The following is a 17,020-nucleotide window of genomic DNA, read 5'->3' on the forward strand; positions in this document are numbered from 1 at the left end:
TTAAAATAATAAAATTTTAGGGAGGAATTTAAATGAGTTCACAAGAGAGAGTTTGCTATTATGGTAAAGGTGATGTTTTTGTTTTCCGGACGTACCAAACCCCGCTAGAAGGAATCAAGACTATTCCAGAGTCTAATTTTACCGGCCGTAACAATGTTATTTTTGGAATGAATGCCAAAATTGCCCTTGAAGGAGACTTCCTTCATTCCTTTACAAAGGCTGATAACAGCTGCGTAGTCGCAACGGATTCTATGAAAAATTTTATTCTCCGTCAAGCAGCACAGTATCATGGTCCAACCTTTGAAGGATTTTTAACATTCGTTTGTAACCGATTCCTGAATACCTATCCACACATTACATCCGTAGAAATCACCGCAGATGAAGTTCCTTTCGAAACAGTGCAAGTGGCTGGACAAAATGGTCTTGAGGCAAGTCCAGTTGTATATCGTCATTCAAGAAATGAATTAATTACAACAACTGTCAAAGTCGAGCGGACAGATAATGGCAACCAGCTCGTGAAGCATGAGAGCGGCATTAAAAACCTCCACTTGATTAAGGTAACAGGCAGCTCCTTCTATGGTTTCATCCGTGATGAGTATACAACGCTGCCAGAAGCCAAGGATCGCCCGCTTTATATCTATCTTGATATTTTCTACCGTTATAATAATAAAGAGGACGCCGTTTCTGATAATCCGGAGGTCTATGTGCCGGCGGAGCAAGTTCGCGATATTGCAGCATCTGTATTCCATGAAGCGGAAACATTATCAATTCAAGATTTAATTTATCGAGTAGGACTGCGCACATTGCAGCGTTTCCCGCAGCTTGCTGAAGTTCAATTTTTATCAAATAATCGTACGTGGGAAACAATTGTGGAGATTCCGGATTCCGAGGGTGCAGTGTTCACTGAACCAAGACCTCCATACGGCTTCCAGGGATTTGTGGTTAACCGCCAAGATCTTGTAAATGAAGGTTTAGAATCTCCAACTGAAAGTGTAGAAGCATGAGCGGAAAATTAACCACACATGTCCTTGATATAGCCAAGGGCATTCCAGCAAAAAATTTAAAAATAGAACTATGGCGGTTAGAACCTGAGCGGTCACTTTTAAAAACAGTTGTAACAAACAGCGATGGCAGGGTAGATGCCCCCTTGCTTGCTGAAGGACAGGTAGAATTAGGGGAATATGAATTAGTCTTTTATGTAGCGGATTACTTTCGGGAGCAAAGTGTAGGAGTTGGCGAAACGCCTTTTTTAGACAAAGTACCAATTAGGTTTGGTATTGCTGACACCGATTCCCATTATCATGTTCCACTGTTAGTGGCACCGGGAGGCTATAGCACATATCGTGGCAGCTGATTTGTAGATAGATATGTATGGTTAGAGGGGGAGAAAAAGAAATGATTCAAGAACAGACACGTACCGCAACATTGGCGGGTAATCCCGTTACATTGTTGGGGCCGGAAATTAAAGTGGGCGATCAAGCACCTGACTTTACGGTTTTGGCAAATGACCGCTCGCCAATTACTCTTGCTGATTCAAATGGAAAGGTCCGGCTGATCAGTGTGGTTCCTTCACTTGATACAGGAGTTTGCGACCAGCAGACGAGGCGTTTTAATCAAGCAGCGTCTGAATTGGGCGACTATGTTGTAGTACTGACCATCAGCGCCGACCTTCCGTTTGCCCAAAGCAGATGGTGCGGGGATGCTGGTATCAGCGGCGTCCAGACATTGTCTGACCACCTCCAAATGTCATTTGGCACAGCTTATGGGACGTATATGAAGGAGCACCGTTTAAACAGCCGAGCTGTTTTCGTGGTAAATGCTGAAAACATTGTTACGTATGTCGAGTATCTATCCGAAGTGACAAACCATCCGAATTATGAAGCTGCTTTGGAAGCGGCAAAGGCAGCGGCGAAATAAAAATATGGGACCCCAGAAAAAGCAATGGATTATTCCGTTGCTTTTTTTGTGGGCCTCCATTTGCTGGTTTTTACCACGAACATAGTCTAATCCCACAGTTTGTCTCATACTATGTGAGCGCATACACGTGCTGATCAATCTCATTAAACGATTTTAATTTGAAAAGAGGGATTCTGTTGGGCAAACGATTATTGAAGGGCCATGGGTTGAACCAACACACGATATAGAGAAACCAAGGAAAAAAGAAATGTGGGCATACGGAGTCGGAAGCTTTGGGATTTTTTCGGTAAATACCCTGATTAGTTCATTTTCAACCTTTTATTACACAGATGTGGTCGGTATTGCTGGTGCGATTGTCGGAACCTTGATACTGATTGCAAGATTGTTTGATGGAATTACCGATATCGGAATGGGTTCTTTAGTTGATATGACGAAATCTAAACATGGAAAAGCCAGGCCATGGCTGCTTTGGATGTCTGTTCCATTTGGTATCTCAATTGTATTGTTATTTTCGGTCCCAGACCTCGATCATTCAGGCAAAATCATTTATGCCTACATCACATACATTTTATTTATTCTCCTATATACCGCTGTTTCAATTCCGTATAAAACATTGCTCGGAGTCATGACGCAACACCAGCATAGCCGTTCATTATCAAACATTTACGCCACCATTTTCACCATGTCCGGAACCTTAATTGTCATGACCTTTACCCAACCGCTGACGGCCGCCATCGGATGGGTGGGGCTTGCTTGTTTCTATGGCTTGTTGTCAATCATTGCTCTTTACATTACCTTCCGATTCGTCAAAGAAAGAGTGGGATTTATAACATCACAACAAGATAAAATTCCCTTTTCTGCTGGCTTTAAGTCCATCTTACAAAATAAATACTGGATTATAATTACTCTATTTTGCGTCACCTTTTACACTACCATTTGTCTGGTGCAAGGTGCGGGGCTATACTACGCGCAATGGGTCATAGGTGATATCAATAAATTTCCTATCATTGGCCTTACGTTAACCGCACCAATGATTTTGGGGTTATTTTTCATTGGGCCTTTGGTGGCGAGGTTTGGGAAACGGAACGTGGCCATCATCGGTTCACTGGCAGCAATTGTGGGTCAAATAATAAAATGGTCAGATCCTAGCAATTTACCCGTTTTTTTGGTTGGTACAGCTTTAGCGGGACTGGGTGTCATGCCAACTCTCGGGCTGCTCTTGGCGATGGTCAACGACACCGTGGAATACGGCGAGTACAAAACAGGAATGCGGACAGAGGGATTAGTCAATAGTGCCGCTAGCTTTGGAATGAAGTTCGGAACAGGGCTGGGTCTTGCGGTAGTTGGATGGCTGCTTGGGATTGGCGGATATGCAGGAGGGGCTGCCGAACAGCCAGCTTTGGCGATTCAAATGATTAAAGCGGTTAATATACAAATACCCCTTGTATTAGCTGTTCTCCAGATTATCCTATTGCTGTTTTTTAAAATTGACAAAGAATATCCGGCCATATTGGCAGAACTGCAAAGGCGGAAATATTAATAATTCGTAAAAGCCGGACTATAACTTATTCCGGCTTTATTTTATTTTTATAAATGGCAAAAAAGACACTTCTGTCCCCCCTAATTTTTAACATTTTCATTAAAAATATTTGTGACTATCACACTAGTTTATTAAAAATAGAAAACAATTGGATGAAAATTAGTTTTTTCGACAATTTCCTTGAATTGGACTTTTTATAATAGCAGTGGAAGGTGAGGAAAAATGTTATTAGCTTAGAGATTGGGGGAGCTTTTAATGGAACATCTTCTTAACGAAACTGTTCAGGAAAAAAGACAATTTCTCATTGAAGAGCTAATTAACTTGGGTATCTTTAAAATTAATGAAAAACATCTATATGAATGGTCCTTAAGTGAATTAGAAAAGGAATACGAGGATAGTGAAAGAGAATACATGGGAAAACCCAGTACAAAAAGGCCGATGTAGAATGATATTCATAAAAAAATGCAAAATAAAAGGGTTGGGTATTACAAACAAATGGAGGTATTTTTCATGGCCAAGAAAAAGCAGTCCCCCTCGCCGCAGGTTGACCAAAAGAAATTGCTTGATGATAAAGTAAAGCAAGCGAGAGCCAATAATTTTGAAGATGACCATGTCCGTAGAGTGACGCAAAACGGAGCAGATGGACAATAAAAAGCGAAGGGGCCAATACGGCTCCTTCGCTTTTATACTGAATCTTCGCGATACTGATGCTTAAATTGATAAATCATTAGCTCTGATATAGCGGAATATCCGTTCGAATTTGGATGCACACCATCCGGTGATAAATTGTCCATTCTGCCGCCGTTTATTACCTTAGTGGTTTCGATAACTAGGGTTGGTGAATACTGATTGGCAGTCTCATATAACTTAAGATTCCATTTCGGCAGCAATTGATCTGCAAGAGGATACAGTTTGTCGGTTGGTGATAACGGATTATATAGTTCCAAAAATACAAGGGTGGCATCGGGATTCACCGATTTAATTCGCGATGCGATATCAGTTAAGTTTTTTGTAAAAGAGGTTTGCAGCTCACTAAACGCTTGAAATAAATTTTGCAGGTCCTGACCCTTAGCAGCCCTTAGTACATCATTTCCACCAACATTGATGGTAATGATGTCGGCCTTCTTCATTTCTTCATCAAACCGGCCATCAAGAACCATTTCCCTTAACTCGCTGCTTGTAATCCCGTTAATGCCTTCATTTTGAAATTGTATGTTTTTCTGAATCTGGTTTCCCAACTTGATCGAAAATTGATTGACAAGATCTTCATTTTGCCCTGCACCGACACCACGAATGACAGAGTCGCCAATTGCCAGATGATAAATTTCATCTTTTTTCATGTTTCGAAAATAATCAAGATAGGAGATTTTATGGACATCTGCATTAACTTCCACAGACTGTTTTTTTATTTTGTGAATTTGATATTTGGGGTAATAAATCCAGGCTGATACACAAAGACCAATAAGCAAGACAAAAATAACTAGGAATTTAATCAGTTTCAACGTTACCACTCCTTAATTCTCCTATTATAACAGGCAAATCCGAAAAAGAAATTAGTGGATGGCTTCCAATGAACTTTGGATAAAATAACCCTAAATAAGCTATGTTTGGTGTGGTAATGTTGAAATTCTACTTCATTTATGAAGCAACCATTTTATTAATTACAAGTATCGTTATATTAAGATTTGTCGGTAAAAAATCGGTTTCGAGAATGACTAATTTGGAGTCAGTTGTCATTTTGGCAGTTGGGACCACCATGGGCCATGCCATTAAGGAAAATAAATTTTGGCAGGTAATCCTCATTTTGATTTTCTTCGGTGTATTATTATTTGTTCTTCAAAAGCTCCAATTGAAGTCGAGTATCATTGAGCGTTATGTCATTGGTGAAGCTACCTTGGTCATTAATAATGGAAAAATCATAATAGAAAATCTGCAGAAATTGCGGATTACCCAAGGGCAATTAGAAATGCGGATGAGACAAAAAGGAATTTCTTATCTTTCAGATGTAAAAATTGGAACGATTGAAACAGATGGCGAATTCGGATTTGAACTTATGCCGCATGCAAAACCTCTGACACAGGAAGCATTAATGAAAATAATGGGGAAAGGCCAGACAGAATCCCCTACGAAAAGTGATAACATTTTCGAGAAGGTCTTGGAAAATAATAAGTGATTATAAAAGGCTTACATTTGTTAAATATGTGATTTAATAAACAAAAAAAGGTACGTCACTTCATGTAGTGATATACCTTTATTTAGTATTATTCTTTTCCTCTATCATCGTTTCACCAATCGTCAAAACCTTTAATAGTTCATTTGGCAGCTGTTGTTTTTCCCATTCACGATAAAGCCGTTCAAGGGCTTCCGGTCCGGTGTCATCTGCCAGTCGGTAGGCCCCGTAGTGCATAGGAACAAATTTTTTTGCTTTCAACTCCAAGAATGCCTTCACGCTATCCTCCGGTGAAATATGCGAATCCTTCATGAACCACTCCGGCTCGTAAGCACCAATTGGCATAAATACTGTATTTATGGGGTTAAAACGATCAGCGATTTGCTTAAATCCCGCAAAATAGCCCGTATCTCCGACAAAATACAACGTTTCTTTTTGAGTTTGAAAAATAAATCCTCCCCAATGTGATGTATTCATATCCGTCAGCGTCCTTCTTGTCCAGTGCTGGGCGGGGACAAAATGAATCTGGATGCCTCTGATTTCAGCGCTTTCCCACCAGCCCATTTCGCAGACCTTTTGATATCCCTTCCTGTTAAAAATCGGTTTTAAACCAATTGGAACAAAAAATTGAGGATTCCCCTTTAATTTTTTAATGGTTGGAAAATCTAAATGATCGTAATGGCCATGAGAAATAACTACTATATCAATCTCAGGAAGATCTTCGAGTGGAATCCCAGGCTCAGTTAATCTTTTTTGAAAGCCCATCCGCTTTGCCCAGACTGGATCAGTTAAAATATTAATCCCATTCATTTGAATCAAAAAGGTGGAGTGGCCAATCCAGGTATAAGAAGTCATGCTTCGGTTTTCTTTAATTTTTTCAATCATTTTATCCTGGCATTGTGGAATATTAATCGTTAAATCTTTTACCTTGCTTCGTCTTTCTTTGCTCCACTTCATCATATCTTTAAAAGACTTGTTGTTTTTCACATCTTCGAGATTCGAGTATCTTTTTCTCATAAACTCACCCATGGGAATTTTTTTGTTTTGATTATAACAGCATTCAATTAAATGGTAAAATTAAGTAACTTACAATTGCGAGGAGGATTCACATGACCATTATCTATAAGTCAAGGGTCGAGGTGCCTGAAAAAGAAAAATGGAATTTCGAGGACCTATACAAAAATCTTGAAGACTGGGAAAATGATTATCTTTGGATTGAAAATAAGACTGACGAATTGAAAAAATTTGATGGTGCGATTGACAGTGGAGAGTCGCTTTATGATTATCTATCCGAAAAAGAGGAAGTTTCCAGTAAATTAAATCTTGTCTATGTGTACGGCATGCTCCAAGCCGATGTGGACACTCGCGATGCCTTGGCGCAATCGTTAGTTGACCGTGCTAAGCAGCTTTCTGTAAAGATAAGCGCAGCGTCGTCATTTTTCATGCCGTTTTTATTAAGTTTAGAGGAAAGTACATTAAAAGAATATATCGAGCAAGAACCACGGTTAAAATACTTTGAACAGGACCTTTTTGAAGCTTTTCGATATAAAGCACATGTGTTGAGCAAGGAGAAAGAGGAGATTTTATCAAACTTGGGCGAGGCACTTTCTGCGCCAAGCCACACCTACAGTATGCTCAACAACGCCGATATCAAATTCGGTGAAGTGACGAATGATGAAGGAATGAAAGTTGAATTAACGCGCGGCATGTACTCCAAATTAATTGAAGATGAGGATCGAGATAAGCGGCGGGAAGCGTACAAGGCTTATTATCAGCCGTATTTGCAATTGAAAAATTCGATTGCCTCGACTTTGTCTGCAAACGTTAAAACAAATGCGACGTTGGCCCGCTTGCGGAACTACCCATCCGCTTTGGAAAAAGGTTTGTTCGGTGATATGGTTCCAAAAGAGGTCTATGAAAATCTGATAACGGCAACAAAAGCCAATATTGAACCGTTGCATCAATATGGCTCTATTCGAAAAAAACTGCTTAGTTTGGAGGACCTGCGCCAGTACGATCTGAACGTCCCTCTGGTTCCTGGTGTGAAATTAGAAATTACCTATGAAGAAGCGTATGAAACGATTTTAAAAGCTTTGGCACCACTGGGCGAGGATTACGTTAATACGCTGAAAACTTTTAAAGATGCCCGCTACATCGATGTCCGGGAAACGCCAGGTAAGCGTTCGGGTGCATACAACCTGGGGGTTTACGGGGTTCATCCATTTGTGCTCTTAAACCAACATGATGATTTGGATAGTATGTTCACCATGATTCACGAATTCGGTCACGCGATGCATTCCTGGTATTCAAGCAAGCACCAGCCCAGAATCTCCGCCGGCTACAGCATTTTTGTAGCGGAAGTGACTTCAACGGTGAACGAAGTATTATTGATTCATTATTTGTTAGAAAAAGAAACCAATCAAGAGATTCGGAAATACTTGCTCAATCACTTTATTGACCAATTTAGAGGAACTTTCTTTACACAGGTTATGTTCGCAGAATTTGAAAAAATCACCCATGAATACGCTGAAAGCGGAAAACCTTTAAACGCCAATGTATTTAGTGAAATCTACGAATCATTGTTTAGGCAATATAATGGGGACGAAGTGGTGTTTGATGAGGAAGTGAAATACGGCTGGTCGCGGATTCCACATTTCTACCGCCCGTTCTATGTGTACAAATACGCAACTGGCTTTGCATCTGCGATTCATATTGCTGAACAGCTTTTAAGCGGGGACGAGTTGGCTGTTAAGGCGTATTTGGAATTTTTGAAGAGCGGCAGCTCCGATTATCCACTTGAGTTGTTAAAGAAAACAGGGGTAGATTTATCTAAACCGGAGCCGATTGATAATGCTCTGAAACGGTTTAAGCAGTTGATTACTGAATTTGCTGCTTTATAAATATATGGACCAAAGCTAGTGAGTAATTCCTGTTTTGACAAAGATTGGGGCCTTAAGCAAATACCATTTAACCCCCTGTTACGTATGCGGCGTTAATAATGAAAGGGAGAAAGACAATGGAAGAATTTGTGTATTTAATCCAGCCAAAGCGTGAACAATTTGTGGAAACAATGACGGAGGAGGAATCCGCCGTCATGGCGCGCCATTTTGACTATCTGAAAGGATTACTGCGCGAGGAAAAATTAATCCTGGCAGGGCCATGTTTGGATGGTGCATACGGCATTTGTGTACTTAGAGCGGAATCATGGGAAGCAGCAGAACAAATCATGTTTAATGATCCGGCAGCGGTCGAGGGAATTATGAGCTGTGAATTGCACCGGTACAGAGTATCGCTTATGCAGGGGATGAAATTATGAGAAAAACCGTTTTGTATATTGCTGCCGGTTTAGATGGCTTTATCGCAAGAGAAGACGGCACCATCGATTGGCTGGAAGCAGTAGAAGATGAAGGAGATAATGGTTACAGCGCATTTTATGAATCAATCGATACTGTCATTATGGGAAACAAAACATATCAGCACACCAAAATCCTTGCTGATGAATTTCCTTATAAGGGCAAAAAGTGCATTGTTTTTTCAAGGCAAAAGGAAAGCCATGATGAAAATGTACAATTTATAAATGAGGAAATACCGACTTTCCTGCAAAAAATAAAAGTGCAAGAAGGCTCAAAAATATGGATTGTCGGCGGTGCAGAACTACTGGATGCATTTATGAAGGCTGACTTGGTAGATGAATTTATTATCGCTATAATCCCCATCATATTGGGCAGTGGAATTCCTTTGTTTAAAAAAAATAATCCAGAAGTTCGTTTAAAGCTAACCCAGATACAACAATTCGGGCAAATAGCACAACTGCACTATAAAAAAATTTTTTGAAATAGCCTTCATCGTGAAGTTTTTTAATTTTTAAGGAGAATACCACAAAAATGATGGTGCCGTTTGGGGAACAGTTTACTATGTGAACGCATTTGAAGAAATTCGTCTGATTGGCCATCTTGGTATGAAAGGAGCTGTTCACAGCGCTTATTCGTACCGCCTTGTTGAAAAGGATGGCGGAACATTGCTTCAGCTTTCCCATACCGCCTCCGGCATCATCCAGGATGATTGGGAACCTAGCCATACCGAAGGATGGAATTATCTATTAGGAACTTTGTTGAAAAATTATGTTGAGGGTAAAAAGTCCTAAATTTGATGCGGAGGAATAACTTTGGTAGATGTTTTGACAGTCAAAATAAATTGCCCCATAGAAAAAGTCGCGGACTATGCGGCCAATCCGGATAAGGCTCCCGAATGGTACGTAAATATCGATTCAGCAGAATGGCGATCGCCCAAACCGTTGCGATTCGGATCCAAAATTGCATTTAAGGCTAAATTCTTGGGCAGGGACCTATCATATGTCTATGAAATCGCGGAACTCACTCCAGGAAAAAAGCTTGTGATGAGAACCGCAAATGGTCCCTTTCCAATGGAAACAACTTATACTTGGGAGAAAATAGATGAGAATTTGACTAGAATGACATTGCGCAACAAAGGTAACCAACTGGATTCTCTAAACTATTTACCCTATTTATTTCAACAATGATGAAAAAAGCAAACATTAAGGATCTTCTAAAAATAAAAGAAATATTAGAAAAATAATAAAGTGATTTCCTCAAAATGAGGAATCCTTTTTCTAATTTAGGCAACTTACGCTGTATCCCTCACGTTAAGCTTGCACTAATAAAATTTTTATTTACAAATCCAACTCCCGAGAGTAAGATATGATGCATAAATTTATCCAATTTTCACAGATTTATATTTTATCAAACAAAGGGGAGTATTTGTGGGGTTAATCAAGAAAAAAGGGAAGTTTATCCAGCTGCATCCTGCGCAAATTTTGGTTATCGGATTTGCTGTACTTATTTTACTAGGTACACTTTTATTAATGCTGCCCATTTCGACTTATGAAGAGGGAAGGGGCCTCCATTTTGTCGACGCTTTATTCGAGGCAACGTCAGCCGTCTGCGTAACAGGTCTCGCGGTTGTGGATACAGGAACAACCTTTACCATTTTCGGCCAGTTGGTATTGCTTTTCTTAGTTCAGATTGGCGGATGGGGATTTATGACGATTGGCATATTCATGTTTATCATCCTTGGAAAGAAAATTGGCTTGAAAGAAAGATTGCTACTGCAAGATTCGCTAAACCTATTTACTCTTTCAGGTGTGGTAAAACTTGTCTCCAGAATCATCTTGATAACTTTAATAGTAGAGATAACAGGGGCGCTTATTTTAGCCATCCGCTGGTCTTTTGAAATGTCATGGACCAAAGCTTTGTATTACGGATTTTTTCATTCAATATCCGCTTTTAACAATGCCGGTTTTGGCCTCGAACCAGACAACCTCAGTAAATGGATCGGGGATCCGACTGTCAACTTAGCTATCACTTCATTATTTATCATCGGTGGGATTGGTTTCACCGTTATATTGGATGTCTGGCAGAAAAAATCTTTACATAAACTGTCCCTTCATTCCAAAGTGGCGCTGCTTATGACATTAATCCTTAATGTTCTAGGAACATTAATTATATTAATTTCTGAATTTCATAATCCCGCAACAATTGGGAACCTAAGCTGGAACGATAAATTCTGGGCTTCCTATTTTCAAGGTGTTGTACCAAGAACAGCCGGTTTTAATACTATTGATATTGGCCAAATGACGTTGTCCTCGCAAGTTTTTACGATGGCATTGATGTTTATCGGCGCTTCTTCTGGATCTACTGGCGGAGGAATTAAGGTTACGACCTTTGCCATTATCATATTTGCCTTTTGGACAGTGTTGACGAATCGAAGCGATGTGAATATTTTTAAAAGAAGAATTTCCTGGAGTTTGGTCAATAAATCCTTATCCATTGGGGTGTCAGCCATCATTTTTATCTTTGCGATTTTCTTTTTGCTGACTTACACAGAGGATATGCCGATGAATACGCTGCTTTTTGAAACCATTTCGGCATTCGGAACAGTCGGATTGTCAACAGGTATCACAGGGGATTTATCACCTTATGGAAAACTTTTAATAACGTTAATGATGTTTATCGGCCGCCTCGGGCCATTAACTATGGCATTCGCGCTTATGTCGAAGCGCCATGAGGCAAGAATTAGATTTGCTGAAGAAAAGATATTAATCGGATAATTGAAAAAGAATTCATACTAACGATTAAAGGTGGTAATTTCACGCCACCTTTAAAGTGAAAAAGTTGTCACCAGCTGTATTAAGATAAGTTATATGGTAAGGATTTTATATAAATGTTAGTGATTGCCAAAAAGAAAGAAAAAAATAGGGCATTGTGGTTGAACTTCTCACTTTTACCAGCTTTTAAAAAGCTTACTAACTATTATTATAGTAATAAATATTTAAATCTATCGATATTAGTGATACACTATACCTAGGAAACAATTGATCCAGAAAAGGTGTGTAACTAGTCGCGCCTTAGCTTGCTGTTTGCTTTAGGCATGGGCGCCAGCATCCTTTCTGCAAATCATAGCATATAAGGGATGGGAAAAATGAGTAGCAGACAAACTGAAACAGACGTTATCTTAATTGGTGCAGGAATCATGAGTGCCACTTTAGGGACACTCTTGAAGGAATTAGTACCGGATTGGAAAATTACAGTTTTCGAAAAGCTTGAAAAAGCAGGCGAGGAAAGCTCAAACGAATGGAATAATGCAGGTACTGGACATTCTGCACTGTGCGAGTTGAACTACACTGTAGAAAAACCAGACGGAACAGTAGATATTAACAAAGCTATCAAAATTAATGAACAGTTTCAGGTTTCAAGACAGTTTTGGTCTTATCTTGTCAACAGTGATCTGATCCGCAATCCACATGATTTTATTATGCCGCTGCCACATATGAGTATGGTACAGGGGAAAAATAATGTAGAGTTCTTGAAAAAACGTTTTGAAGCACTCTCAAACAATCCATTGTTCAAAGGGATGGAATTTTCTGACGAGCCGAAAAAATTGCAAGAATGGATTCCACTTATTATGGAAGGCCGGACTTCGAAAGAACCAATAGCGGCTACAAAAATTGACTCTGGCACAGATGTTAACTTTGGTGCACTAACACGGATGTTGACTGACCACTTAAAGAACCAAAACGTTGATATCAAATACAAACATCAAGTTGAAGATATTAAACGTACAGAGGATGGCCGCTGGGAATTAAAAGTGTGGAATATGGAAACCGGTGAAATTGAACGCCATACTGCAAAATTTATCTTTATTGGCGGCGGCGGAGGCTCATTGCCCCTACTGCAAAAAACCGGTATTCCTGAAAGTAAACATGTTGGAGGATTCCCAGTAAGCGGACTATTCCTAGTATGTAACAATCCTGAGGTTGTAAAAAAGCATCATGCTAAAGTATATGGCAAGGCTGCGGTTGGTGCTCCTCCAATGTCTGTGCCGCATCTTGACACAAGATTTATTGATAACAAAAAATCACTATTGTTTGGACCTTTTGCAGGTTTTTCACCGAAATTTTTGAAAACTGGTTCAAATATGGACTTAATAGGTTCTGTAAAGCCAAATAATGTCATCACGATGTTGGCGGCAGGTGCCAAAAACATTCCATTAACCAAATACTTGATCCAACAATTAATGTTATCGAAGGAACAGCGGATCGAAGAACTGCGCGAATTTATTCCAAATGCAAAAAGCGAAGATTGGGATATTGTGGTAGCTGGACAACGTGTACAAGTAATTAAAGATACGGAAGCTGGCGGTAAAGGAACACTTCAATTTGGTACGGAAGTTGTAACCGCAACAGATGGCTCAGTTGCAGCATTGCTTGGTGCTTCACCAGGTGCATCAACAGCTGTTTCCGTAATGCTTCAAATCATAAAAAAATGTTTCCCGCAGCACCTAAAAGAGTGGGAACCAAAAATAAAAGCAATGATTCCATCTTACGGCGTTTCATTAGTGGACAACCCAGAGCTTTTCGAGGAAATTCATGCTTCAACAGCATTTTCACTTGGCTTAAGTAAAGGCCGCACACCTATTAACAATAAGAAGGATTTATCGAAAGAGCAACGTAGTGTAGAAAAAGAACCTATATCAGTTTAAGTACATGGGGGATGGTTCTTCTGCTTTCAGATTGCAGAAGAACCATTCCCTTTTTTTATTGTCCCCTAAAACAAGCCCCAGACTGCCTTCATCGTCTTAAAACATCCATGTATGTTTGTATTAAAAATCATGAATCCCAAGTCATAAGATCCATGTGACTTTAGTAATCACTATTTGAATGACTTTTGATAACTATTCAGTTATTTAACAGAATAGTATAATTCAATTAAAAGAAAGCTTTTTTCTCAGAGATTGTTGCTTTTAACTATATTGAAAAACACCGAGTGGATTGGAGCGAAAGGTGCTTGACTCCTGCGGGAAATAGAGGAAAGGTCGAGACCCCGCAGACGGAACGTCGAGGAGGCTCGACTTCCTCCCCGCGGGTTTGCTGAGCGCCTGTAGCGGAAAGGAACGGACAGTGTTATTCCCAAAAACAACAAACTTTACGAAAAGAGCCTAAAAGAAAAAACTAATTAATGGATGTGATGTCATGTCATGGAAAAACGTAAAACTACCTCGGTCATGATGATTTTTCGAATCATCCTGTTCATCATGGCTTCAATCGATATTTTGGGGCAGTCGCCTTCTTCGATACCTATAAAGGCGGCTTTCATTATAGGGTTGGTTATTTTGCATTTAAATGATATTTACAGAAATTATTACCAACTTTATGAAAAAAATCGTATAATTTACTATATATCGATGTCGGTAAGTATTATAGCGATCGGGTTATATGTGATTCAATTTGATAACATACCGCTAAATATTTATTTTATTTTTCCAATCGTAGAGATTTTTATTTATCTGCCGACAATACAAATTGGTCTTGTTTTACTTCATATTTTCATGTTTGTAATTGGCATGTTTACTCTTAACGCAGGAATTCAACAAGCATTAATCCCATACTTTGCTTTGATGGCTCTAATCTACCTTGTTCGGAGCAACAGCAGGGAAAGGGAGAAGGGGAATATGCTCAATGCTGAATTAATGGAGGCAAATGCCAAACTGAAGGAAATCACGATTATAAAAGAGCGTACTAGAATTGCCCAAGAGCTCCACGATTCTATTGGCCATGCACTGATCGCCTTAAAAATGCACCTAGAATTTGCCGATAATATGATGGATTCAGATCCTGAAAAAGCACAGGATGTCATGAAGAAAGCCTTGGTCATTTCACAAACATCGATAACAAATCTTCGTAAAGCAGTTGACGTTTTAAAGGATAATCAGGCATGGAAAGATAAGGTTAAGCTGCGTGACTCAATAGAGGATTTAATAGATAGCTTGCAAACCGCCGGCAGATTGCAATTTGAATTATTTTTTGATGACACCGTTGAGTTCTCAAGCCGCGACATTCAAAATGGAATTTTTGAAACAGTGAGGGAAGCCATTACAAACGGGATTAAGCATGGGAATGCCCATACGTTTCATATAGATATTTTTGTAAACGAAAAAAAGGTGCTGGTGAAAGTAGAGGACGACGGACAAGGGTGTACTGGTATTAAAAAATCCCACGGCCTGCGGGGAATGGAGGAACGAATCCATTCATTGAACGGGAGTATTCAGTTTGTGTCGGCTAAGGGACACGGTTTTGCGGTGGAAGCGGAAATTCCATTTGTGACAAATGCGGAGTGATGAAGATTGATTGACGTGATAATTGTAGATGACCAGGGAATTGTCCGGGATGGTCTAAAAATGTTGCTTAGCTTAAATGAAGAGATTCGGATCGTCGGGGAAGCAGTGAATGGGGAAGAACTTCTTAGAATATTGGAAAGAATGACTCCTAATGTGATCCTCATGGACATCAGAATGCCTGTTATGAATGGCATTGAGGCTACAAAAGCAGTTAAGGAAAAATATCCAAATGTGAAAGTAATCATCTTAACCACCTTTAATGAAGATGAGTATATTTTTAACGGACTGAAGAATGGGGCAGACGGTTTTATTTTAAAGGACTCTGACCTAAAAGAGATTATTAAAGCAATAAAAGCCGCACACGAAGGAACGCTGCTACTTCATTCAGATGTAACAAGTAAACTAATCAGCGCCCTCCGGAATGTTCCCGAATCTCAGCAGGCACATACCGCAGAAAAGAAAGACTTGTCCAAAATACTTACACCAAGAGAAATAGAAGTTGTTGAACAAATTATGCAAGGAAAAAGCAATAAGACCATCAGCACGACATTATTTTTAACAGAAGGAACAGTAAAAAATTATGTTTCCCGTATTCTGGATAAGCTAGAACTCAAAAGCCGTTCTGAGTTGATTATTTATTTAAAGGAAAAGTGATTTATTGGGACTGTTCTTATGTTCCATGATCCTATATCAGAAATACCGAAGAAGTATTCTACATGGACAAGGAAAGACTAATTGAGGGGAGTTTAGAAGTGAAGAAAATAACAGTTGAAAACTTGGTTGAGAAGTTTTCATTGAAGGTACTTGCTGGTGAAAGTCAGCTTCAAAATGTGATAACACAATCACGGGTGCATCGTCCAGGCTTGGAATTTGTTGGCCATTTTGACTTTTTTCCAACAGAGCGAGTTCAAATTTTAGGAAAAAAAGAAGTTACTTATTTACATAGTTTAAGTAAAGAGGAACGTAAAATCAGAATTGGGAATATTGTCCATTATCATCCGCCATGTTTTATTGTAACTTGTGGTGAAGAAGGACTTACCTATTTGAATCAACATTGTGTTGAACAGGGCATCCCTTTGTTGTTGACAAATAAACCTGAGATTACTTCAGAGTTTATTCCTAAATTGGATGCATATCTAGTGAAAGAATTGGCACCGGAAATTGCTGTGCATGGAGTTTGTATGAATGTATCCGGTATTGGTGTCTTAATTCGGGGAAATTCAGGGGTCGGAAAAAGCGAGACAGCGCACACCTTAATCCGCCGGGGACACCGGCTGGTAGCGGATGATATTGTTGTTCTGAAAAAGCTTAGTCATCAAACTATTCTTGGTACACATGACGAGAAAACCAAAGAGTTTTTGGCTCTTCGCAGTATTGGGCTTCTGAATGTGGTTCGGTTATATGGACGCAAGGCTTTTCAGGACGAAACACGAATAGCGCTGGATATTAATTTGACCAGATGGGAAAAAGATGCCTTGTATAATGATTTGGATCAAGAAGTTCACTCAACAGATTATATGGGTGTTAAGATTCCTTCCATTGAGATCCAGCTTCAGCCAGGACGTGATGTAGCAGGGTTAATCGAGGCAGCTGCAAATAACTGGTATTTGAAACAGCAAGGTTATAGCGCCGCAGAAGAGTTCATGAGCAGGATTGAGGCTGATATTACGAATTCAGGATTAGATTAAAATGTTGTTTAA

Annotated in this window: 19 protein-coding genes; 17 read left to right on the forward strand and 2 right to left on the reverse strand. The window is 39.6% G+C overall.

Going from position 1 to position 17,020, the window contains the following annotated elements:
• Positions 1–32: 32 nt before the first annotated feature.
• The 6 genes from pucL (at position 33) to ACZ5AE_RS12840 (ending at position 4,108) form a co-directional block, all read left to right on the forward strand.
• Positions 33–1,004 (forward strand): factor-independent urate hydroxylase, encoded by a 972-nt coding sequence (pucL, locus tag ACZ5AE_RS12815; RefSeq protein ID WP_464572843.1) that lies wholly within the window; start codon positions 33–35, stop codon positions 1,002–1,004.
• Complete coding sequence (gene uraH / locus ACZ5AE_RS12820) at positions 1,001–1,354, forward strand: hydroxyisourate hydrolase (protein ID WP_464572845.1); 354 nt, start codon at positions 1,001–1,003, stop codon at positions 1,352–1,354. Before pucL ends, uraH begins: the two co-directional genes overlap by 4 nt.
• A 41-nt stretch (positions 1,355–1,395) precedes the next feature.
• Complete coding sequence (tpx, locus tag ACZ5AE_RS12825) at positions 1,396–1,917, forward strand: thiol peroxidase (protein WP_464572847.1); 522 nt, start codon at positions 1,396–1,398, stop codon at positions 1,915–1,917.
• Between the two features lie 247 nt (positions 1,918–2,164).
• Positions 2,165–3,457 carry an MFS transporter gene (locus tag ACZ5AE_RS12830; protein WP_464572849.1) on the forward strand — a complete coding sequence of 431 codons (1,293 nt, stop codon included), beginning with the start codon at positions 2,165–2,167 and terminating at the stop codon, positions 3,455–3,457.
• 255 nt (positions 3,458–3,712) lie between these two features.
• Entirely contained in the window at positions 3,713–3,901 is a 189-nt protein-coding gene (locus ACZ5AE_RS12835; RefSeq protein ID WP_464572851.1) for a Fur-regulated basic protein FbpA, read from the forward strand.
• Positions 3,902–3,967: 66 nt separating this feature from the next.
• Positions 3,968–4,108 carry a hypothetical protein gene (locus ACZ5AE_RS12840; RefSeq protein WP_464572853.1) on the forward strand — a complete coding sequence of 47 codons (141 nt, stop codon included), beginning with the start codon at positions 3,968–3,970 and terminating at the stop codon, positions 4,106–4,108.
• Between the two features lie 32 nt (positions 4,109–4,140).
• Here the strand turns inward: ACZ5AE_RS12840 and ACZ5AE_RS12845 are convergent, their stop codons facing one another.
• The gene (locus ACZ5AE_RS12845; protein ID WP_464572855.1) at positions 4,141–4,959 is read right to left on the reverse strand and encodes a GDSL-type esterase/lipase family protein; all 819 of its coding nucleotides are present in this window, start codon (positions 4,957–4,959) and stop codon (positions 4,141–4,143) included.
• Between the two features lie 116 nt (positions 4,960–5,075).
• Between ACZ5AE_RS12845 and ACZ5AE_RS12850 the strand changes: the two genes are divergently transcribed.
• Complete coding sequence (locus tag ACZ5AE_RS12850) at positions 5,076–5,630, forward strand: DUF421 domain-containing protein (protein WP_464572857.1); 555 nt, start codon at positions 5,076–5,078, stop codon at positions 5,628–5,630.
• Positions 5,631–5,708: 78 nt separating this feature from the next.
• Here the strand turns inward: ACZ5AE_RS12850 and ACZ5AE_RS12855 are convergent, their stop codons facing one another.
• Positions 5,709–6,644 (reverse strand): MBL fold metallo-hydrolase, encoded by a 936-nt coding sequence (locus ACZ5AE_RS12855; RefSeq protein WP_464572859.1) that lies wholly within the window; start codon positions 6,642–6,644, stop codon positions 5,709–5,711.
• Between the two features lie 92 nt (positions 6,645–6,736).
• On the opposite strand from ACZ5AE_RS12855, the gene pepF reads away from it, so the two are divergent.
• The 10 genes from pepF (at position 6,737) to hprK (ending at position 17,008) form a co-directional block, all read left to right on the forward strand.
• Positions 6,737–8,527, forward strand: coding sequence for an oligoendopeptidase F (gene pepF, locus ACZ5AE_RS12860; RefSeq protein WP_464572861.1), 1,791 nt, complete (start codon positions 6,737–6,739; stop codon positions 8,525–8,527).
• Positions 8,528–8,643: 116 nt separating this feature from the next.
• Positions 8,644–8,943, forward strand: a complete 300-nt coding sequence (locus ACZ5AE_RS12865) for a YciI family protein (RefSeq protein ID WP_464572863.1) — start codon at positions 8,644–8,646, stop codon at positions 8,941–8,943.
• Positions 8,937–9,461 carry a dihydrofolate reductase family protein gene (locus tag ACZ5AE_RS12870; protein WP_464573616.1) on the forward strand — a complete coding sequence of 175 codons (525 nt, stop codon included), beginning with the start codon at positions 8,937–8,939 and terminating at the stop codon, positions 9,459–9,461. Before ACZ5AE_RS12865 ends, ACZ5AE_RS12870 begins: the two co-directional genes overlap by 7 nt.
• Positions 9,462–9,543: 82 nt before the next feature.
• Complete coding sequence (locus ACZ5AE_RS12875) at positions 9,544–9,771, forward strand: hypothetical protein (RefSeq protein WP_464572865.1); 228 nt, start codon at positions 9,544–9,546, stop codon at positions 9,769–9,771.
• Positions 9,772–9,792: 21 nt separating this feature from the next.
• Complete coding sequence (locus ACZ5AE_RS12880; RefSeq protein WP_464572867.1) at positions 9,793–10,167, forward strand: SRPBCC family protein; 375 nt, start codon at positions 9,793–9,795, stop codon at positions 10,165–10,167.
• A 240-nt stretch (positions 10,168–10,407) separates the two neighbouring features.
• Complete coding sequence (locus ACZ5AE_RS12885; RefSeq protein WP_464572869.1) at positions 10,408–11,754, forward strand: TrkH family potassium uptake protein; 1,347 nt, start codon at positions 10,408–10,410, stop codon at positions 11,752–11,754.
• A 371-nt stretch (positions 11,755–12,125) separates the two neighbouring features.
• Complete coding sequence (locus ACZ5AE_RS12890) at positions 12,126–13,685, forward strand: malate:quinone oxidoreductase (protein WP_464572871.1); 1,560 nt, start codon at positions 12,126–12,128, stop codon at positions 13,683–13,685.
• 495 nt (positions 13,686–14,180) lie between these two features.
• Complete coding sequence (locus ACZ5AE_RS12895) at positions 14,181–15,320, forward strand: sensor histidine kinase (protein ID WP_464572873.1); 1,140 nt, start codon at positions 14,181–14,183, stop codon at positions 15,318–15,320.
• 9 nt (positions 15,321–15,329) lie between these two features.
• Positions 15,330–15,974 (forward strand): response regulator, encoded by a 645-nt coding sequence (locus tag ACZ5AE_RS12900; protein ID WP_464573617.1) that lies wholly within the window; start codon positions 15,330–15,332, stop codon positions 15,972–15,974.
• Positions 15,975–16,072: 98 nt separating this feature from the next.
• Positions 16,073–17,008 (forward strand): HPr(Ser) kinase/phosphatase, encoded by a 936-nt coding sequence (gene hprK, locus ACZ5AE_RS12905; protein WP_464572875.1) that lies wholly within the window; start codon positions 16,073–16,075, stop codon positions 17,006–17,008.
• Positions 17,009–17,020 lie beyond the last annotated feature (12 nt).

This window comes from Neobacillus sp. S1227 (genome assembly GCF_055385255.1).

Coding starts and splice junctions, on each gene's coding strand:
- pucL (WP_464572843.1), top strand. CDS start 33: ATGAGTTCACAAGAGAGAGTTTGCTATTATGGTAAAGGTGATGTTTTT.
- uraH (WP_464572845.1), top strand. CDS start 1,001: ATGAGCGGAAAATTAACCACACATGTCCTTGATATAGCCAAGGGCATT.
- tpx (WP_464572847.1), top strand. CDS start 1,396: ATGATTCAAGAACAGACACGTACCGCAACATTGGCGGGTAATCCCGTT.
- ACZ5AE_RS12830 (WP_464572849.1), top strand. CDS start 2,165: ATGTGGGCATACGGAGTCGGAAGCTTTGGGATTTTTTCGGTAAATACC.
- ACZ5AE_RS12835 (WP_464572851.1), top strand. CDS start 3,713: ATGGAACATCTTCTTAACGAAACTGTTCAGGAAAAAAGACAATTTCTC.
- ACZ5AE_RS12840 (WP_464572853.1), top strand. CDS start 3,968: ATGGCCAAGAAAAAGCAGTCCCCCTCGCCGCAGGTTGACCAAAAGAAA.
- ACZ5AE_RS12850 (WP_464572857.1), top strand. CDS start 5,076: ATGTTGAAATTCTACTTCATTTATGAAGCAACCATTTTATTAATTACA.
- ACZ5AE_RS12855 (WP_464572859.1), bottom strand. CDS start 6,644: ATGAGAAAAAGATACTCGAATCTCGAAGATGTGAAAAACAACAAGTCT.
- pepF (WP_464572861.1), top strand. CDS start 6,737: ATGACCATTATCTATAAGTCAAGGGTCGAGGTGCCTGAAAAAGAAAAA.
- ACZ5AE_RS12865 (WP_464572863.1), top strand. CDS start 8,644: ATGGAAGAATTTGTGTATTTAATCCAGCCAAAGCGTGAACAATTTGTG.
- ACZ5AE_RS12890 (WP_464572871.1), top strand. CDS start 12,126: ATGAGTAGCAGACAAACTGAAACAGACGTTATCTTAATTGGTGCAGGA.
- ACZ5AE_RS12895 (WP_464572873.1), top strand. CDS start 14,181: ATGGAAAAACGTAAAACTACCTCGGTCATGATGATTTTTCGAATCATC.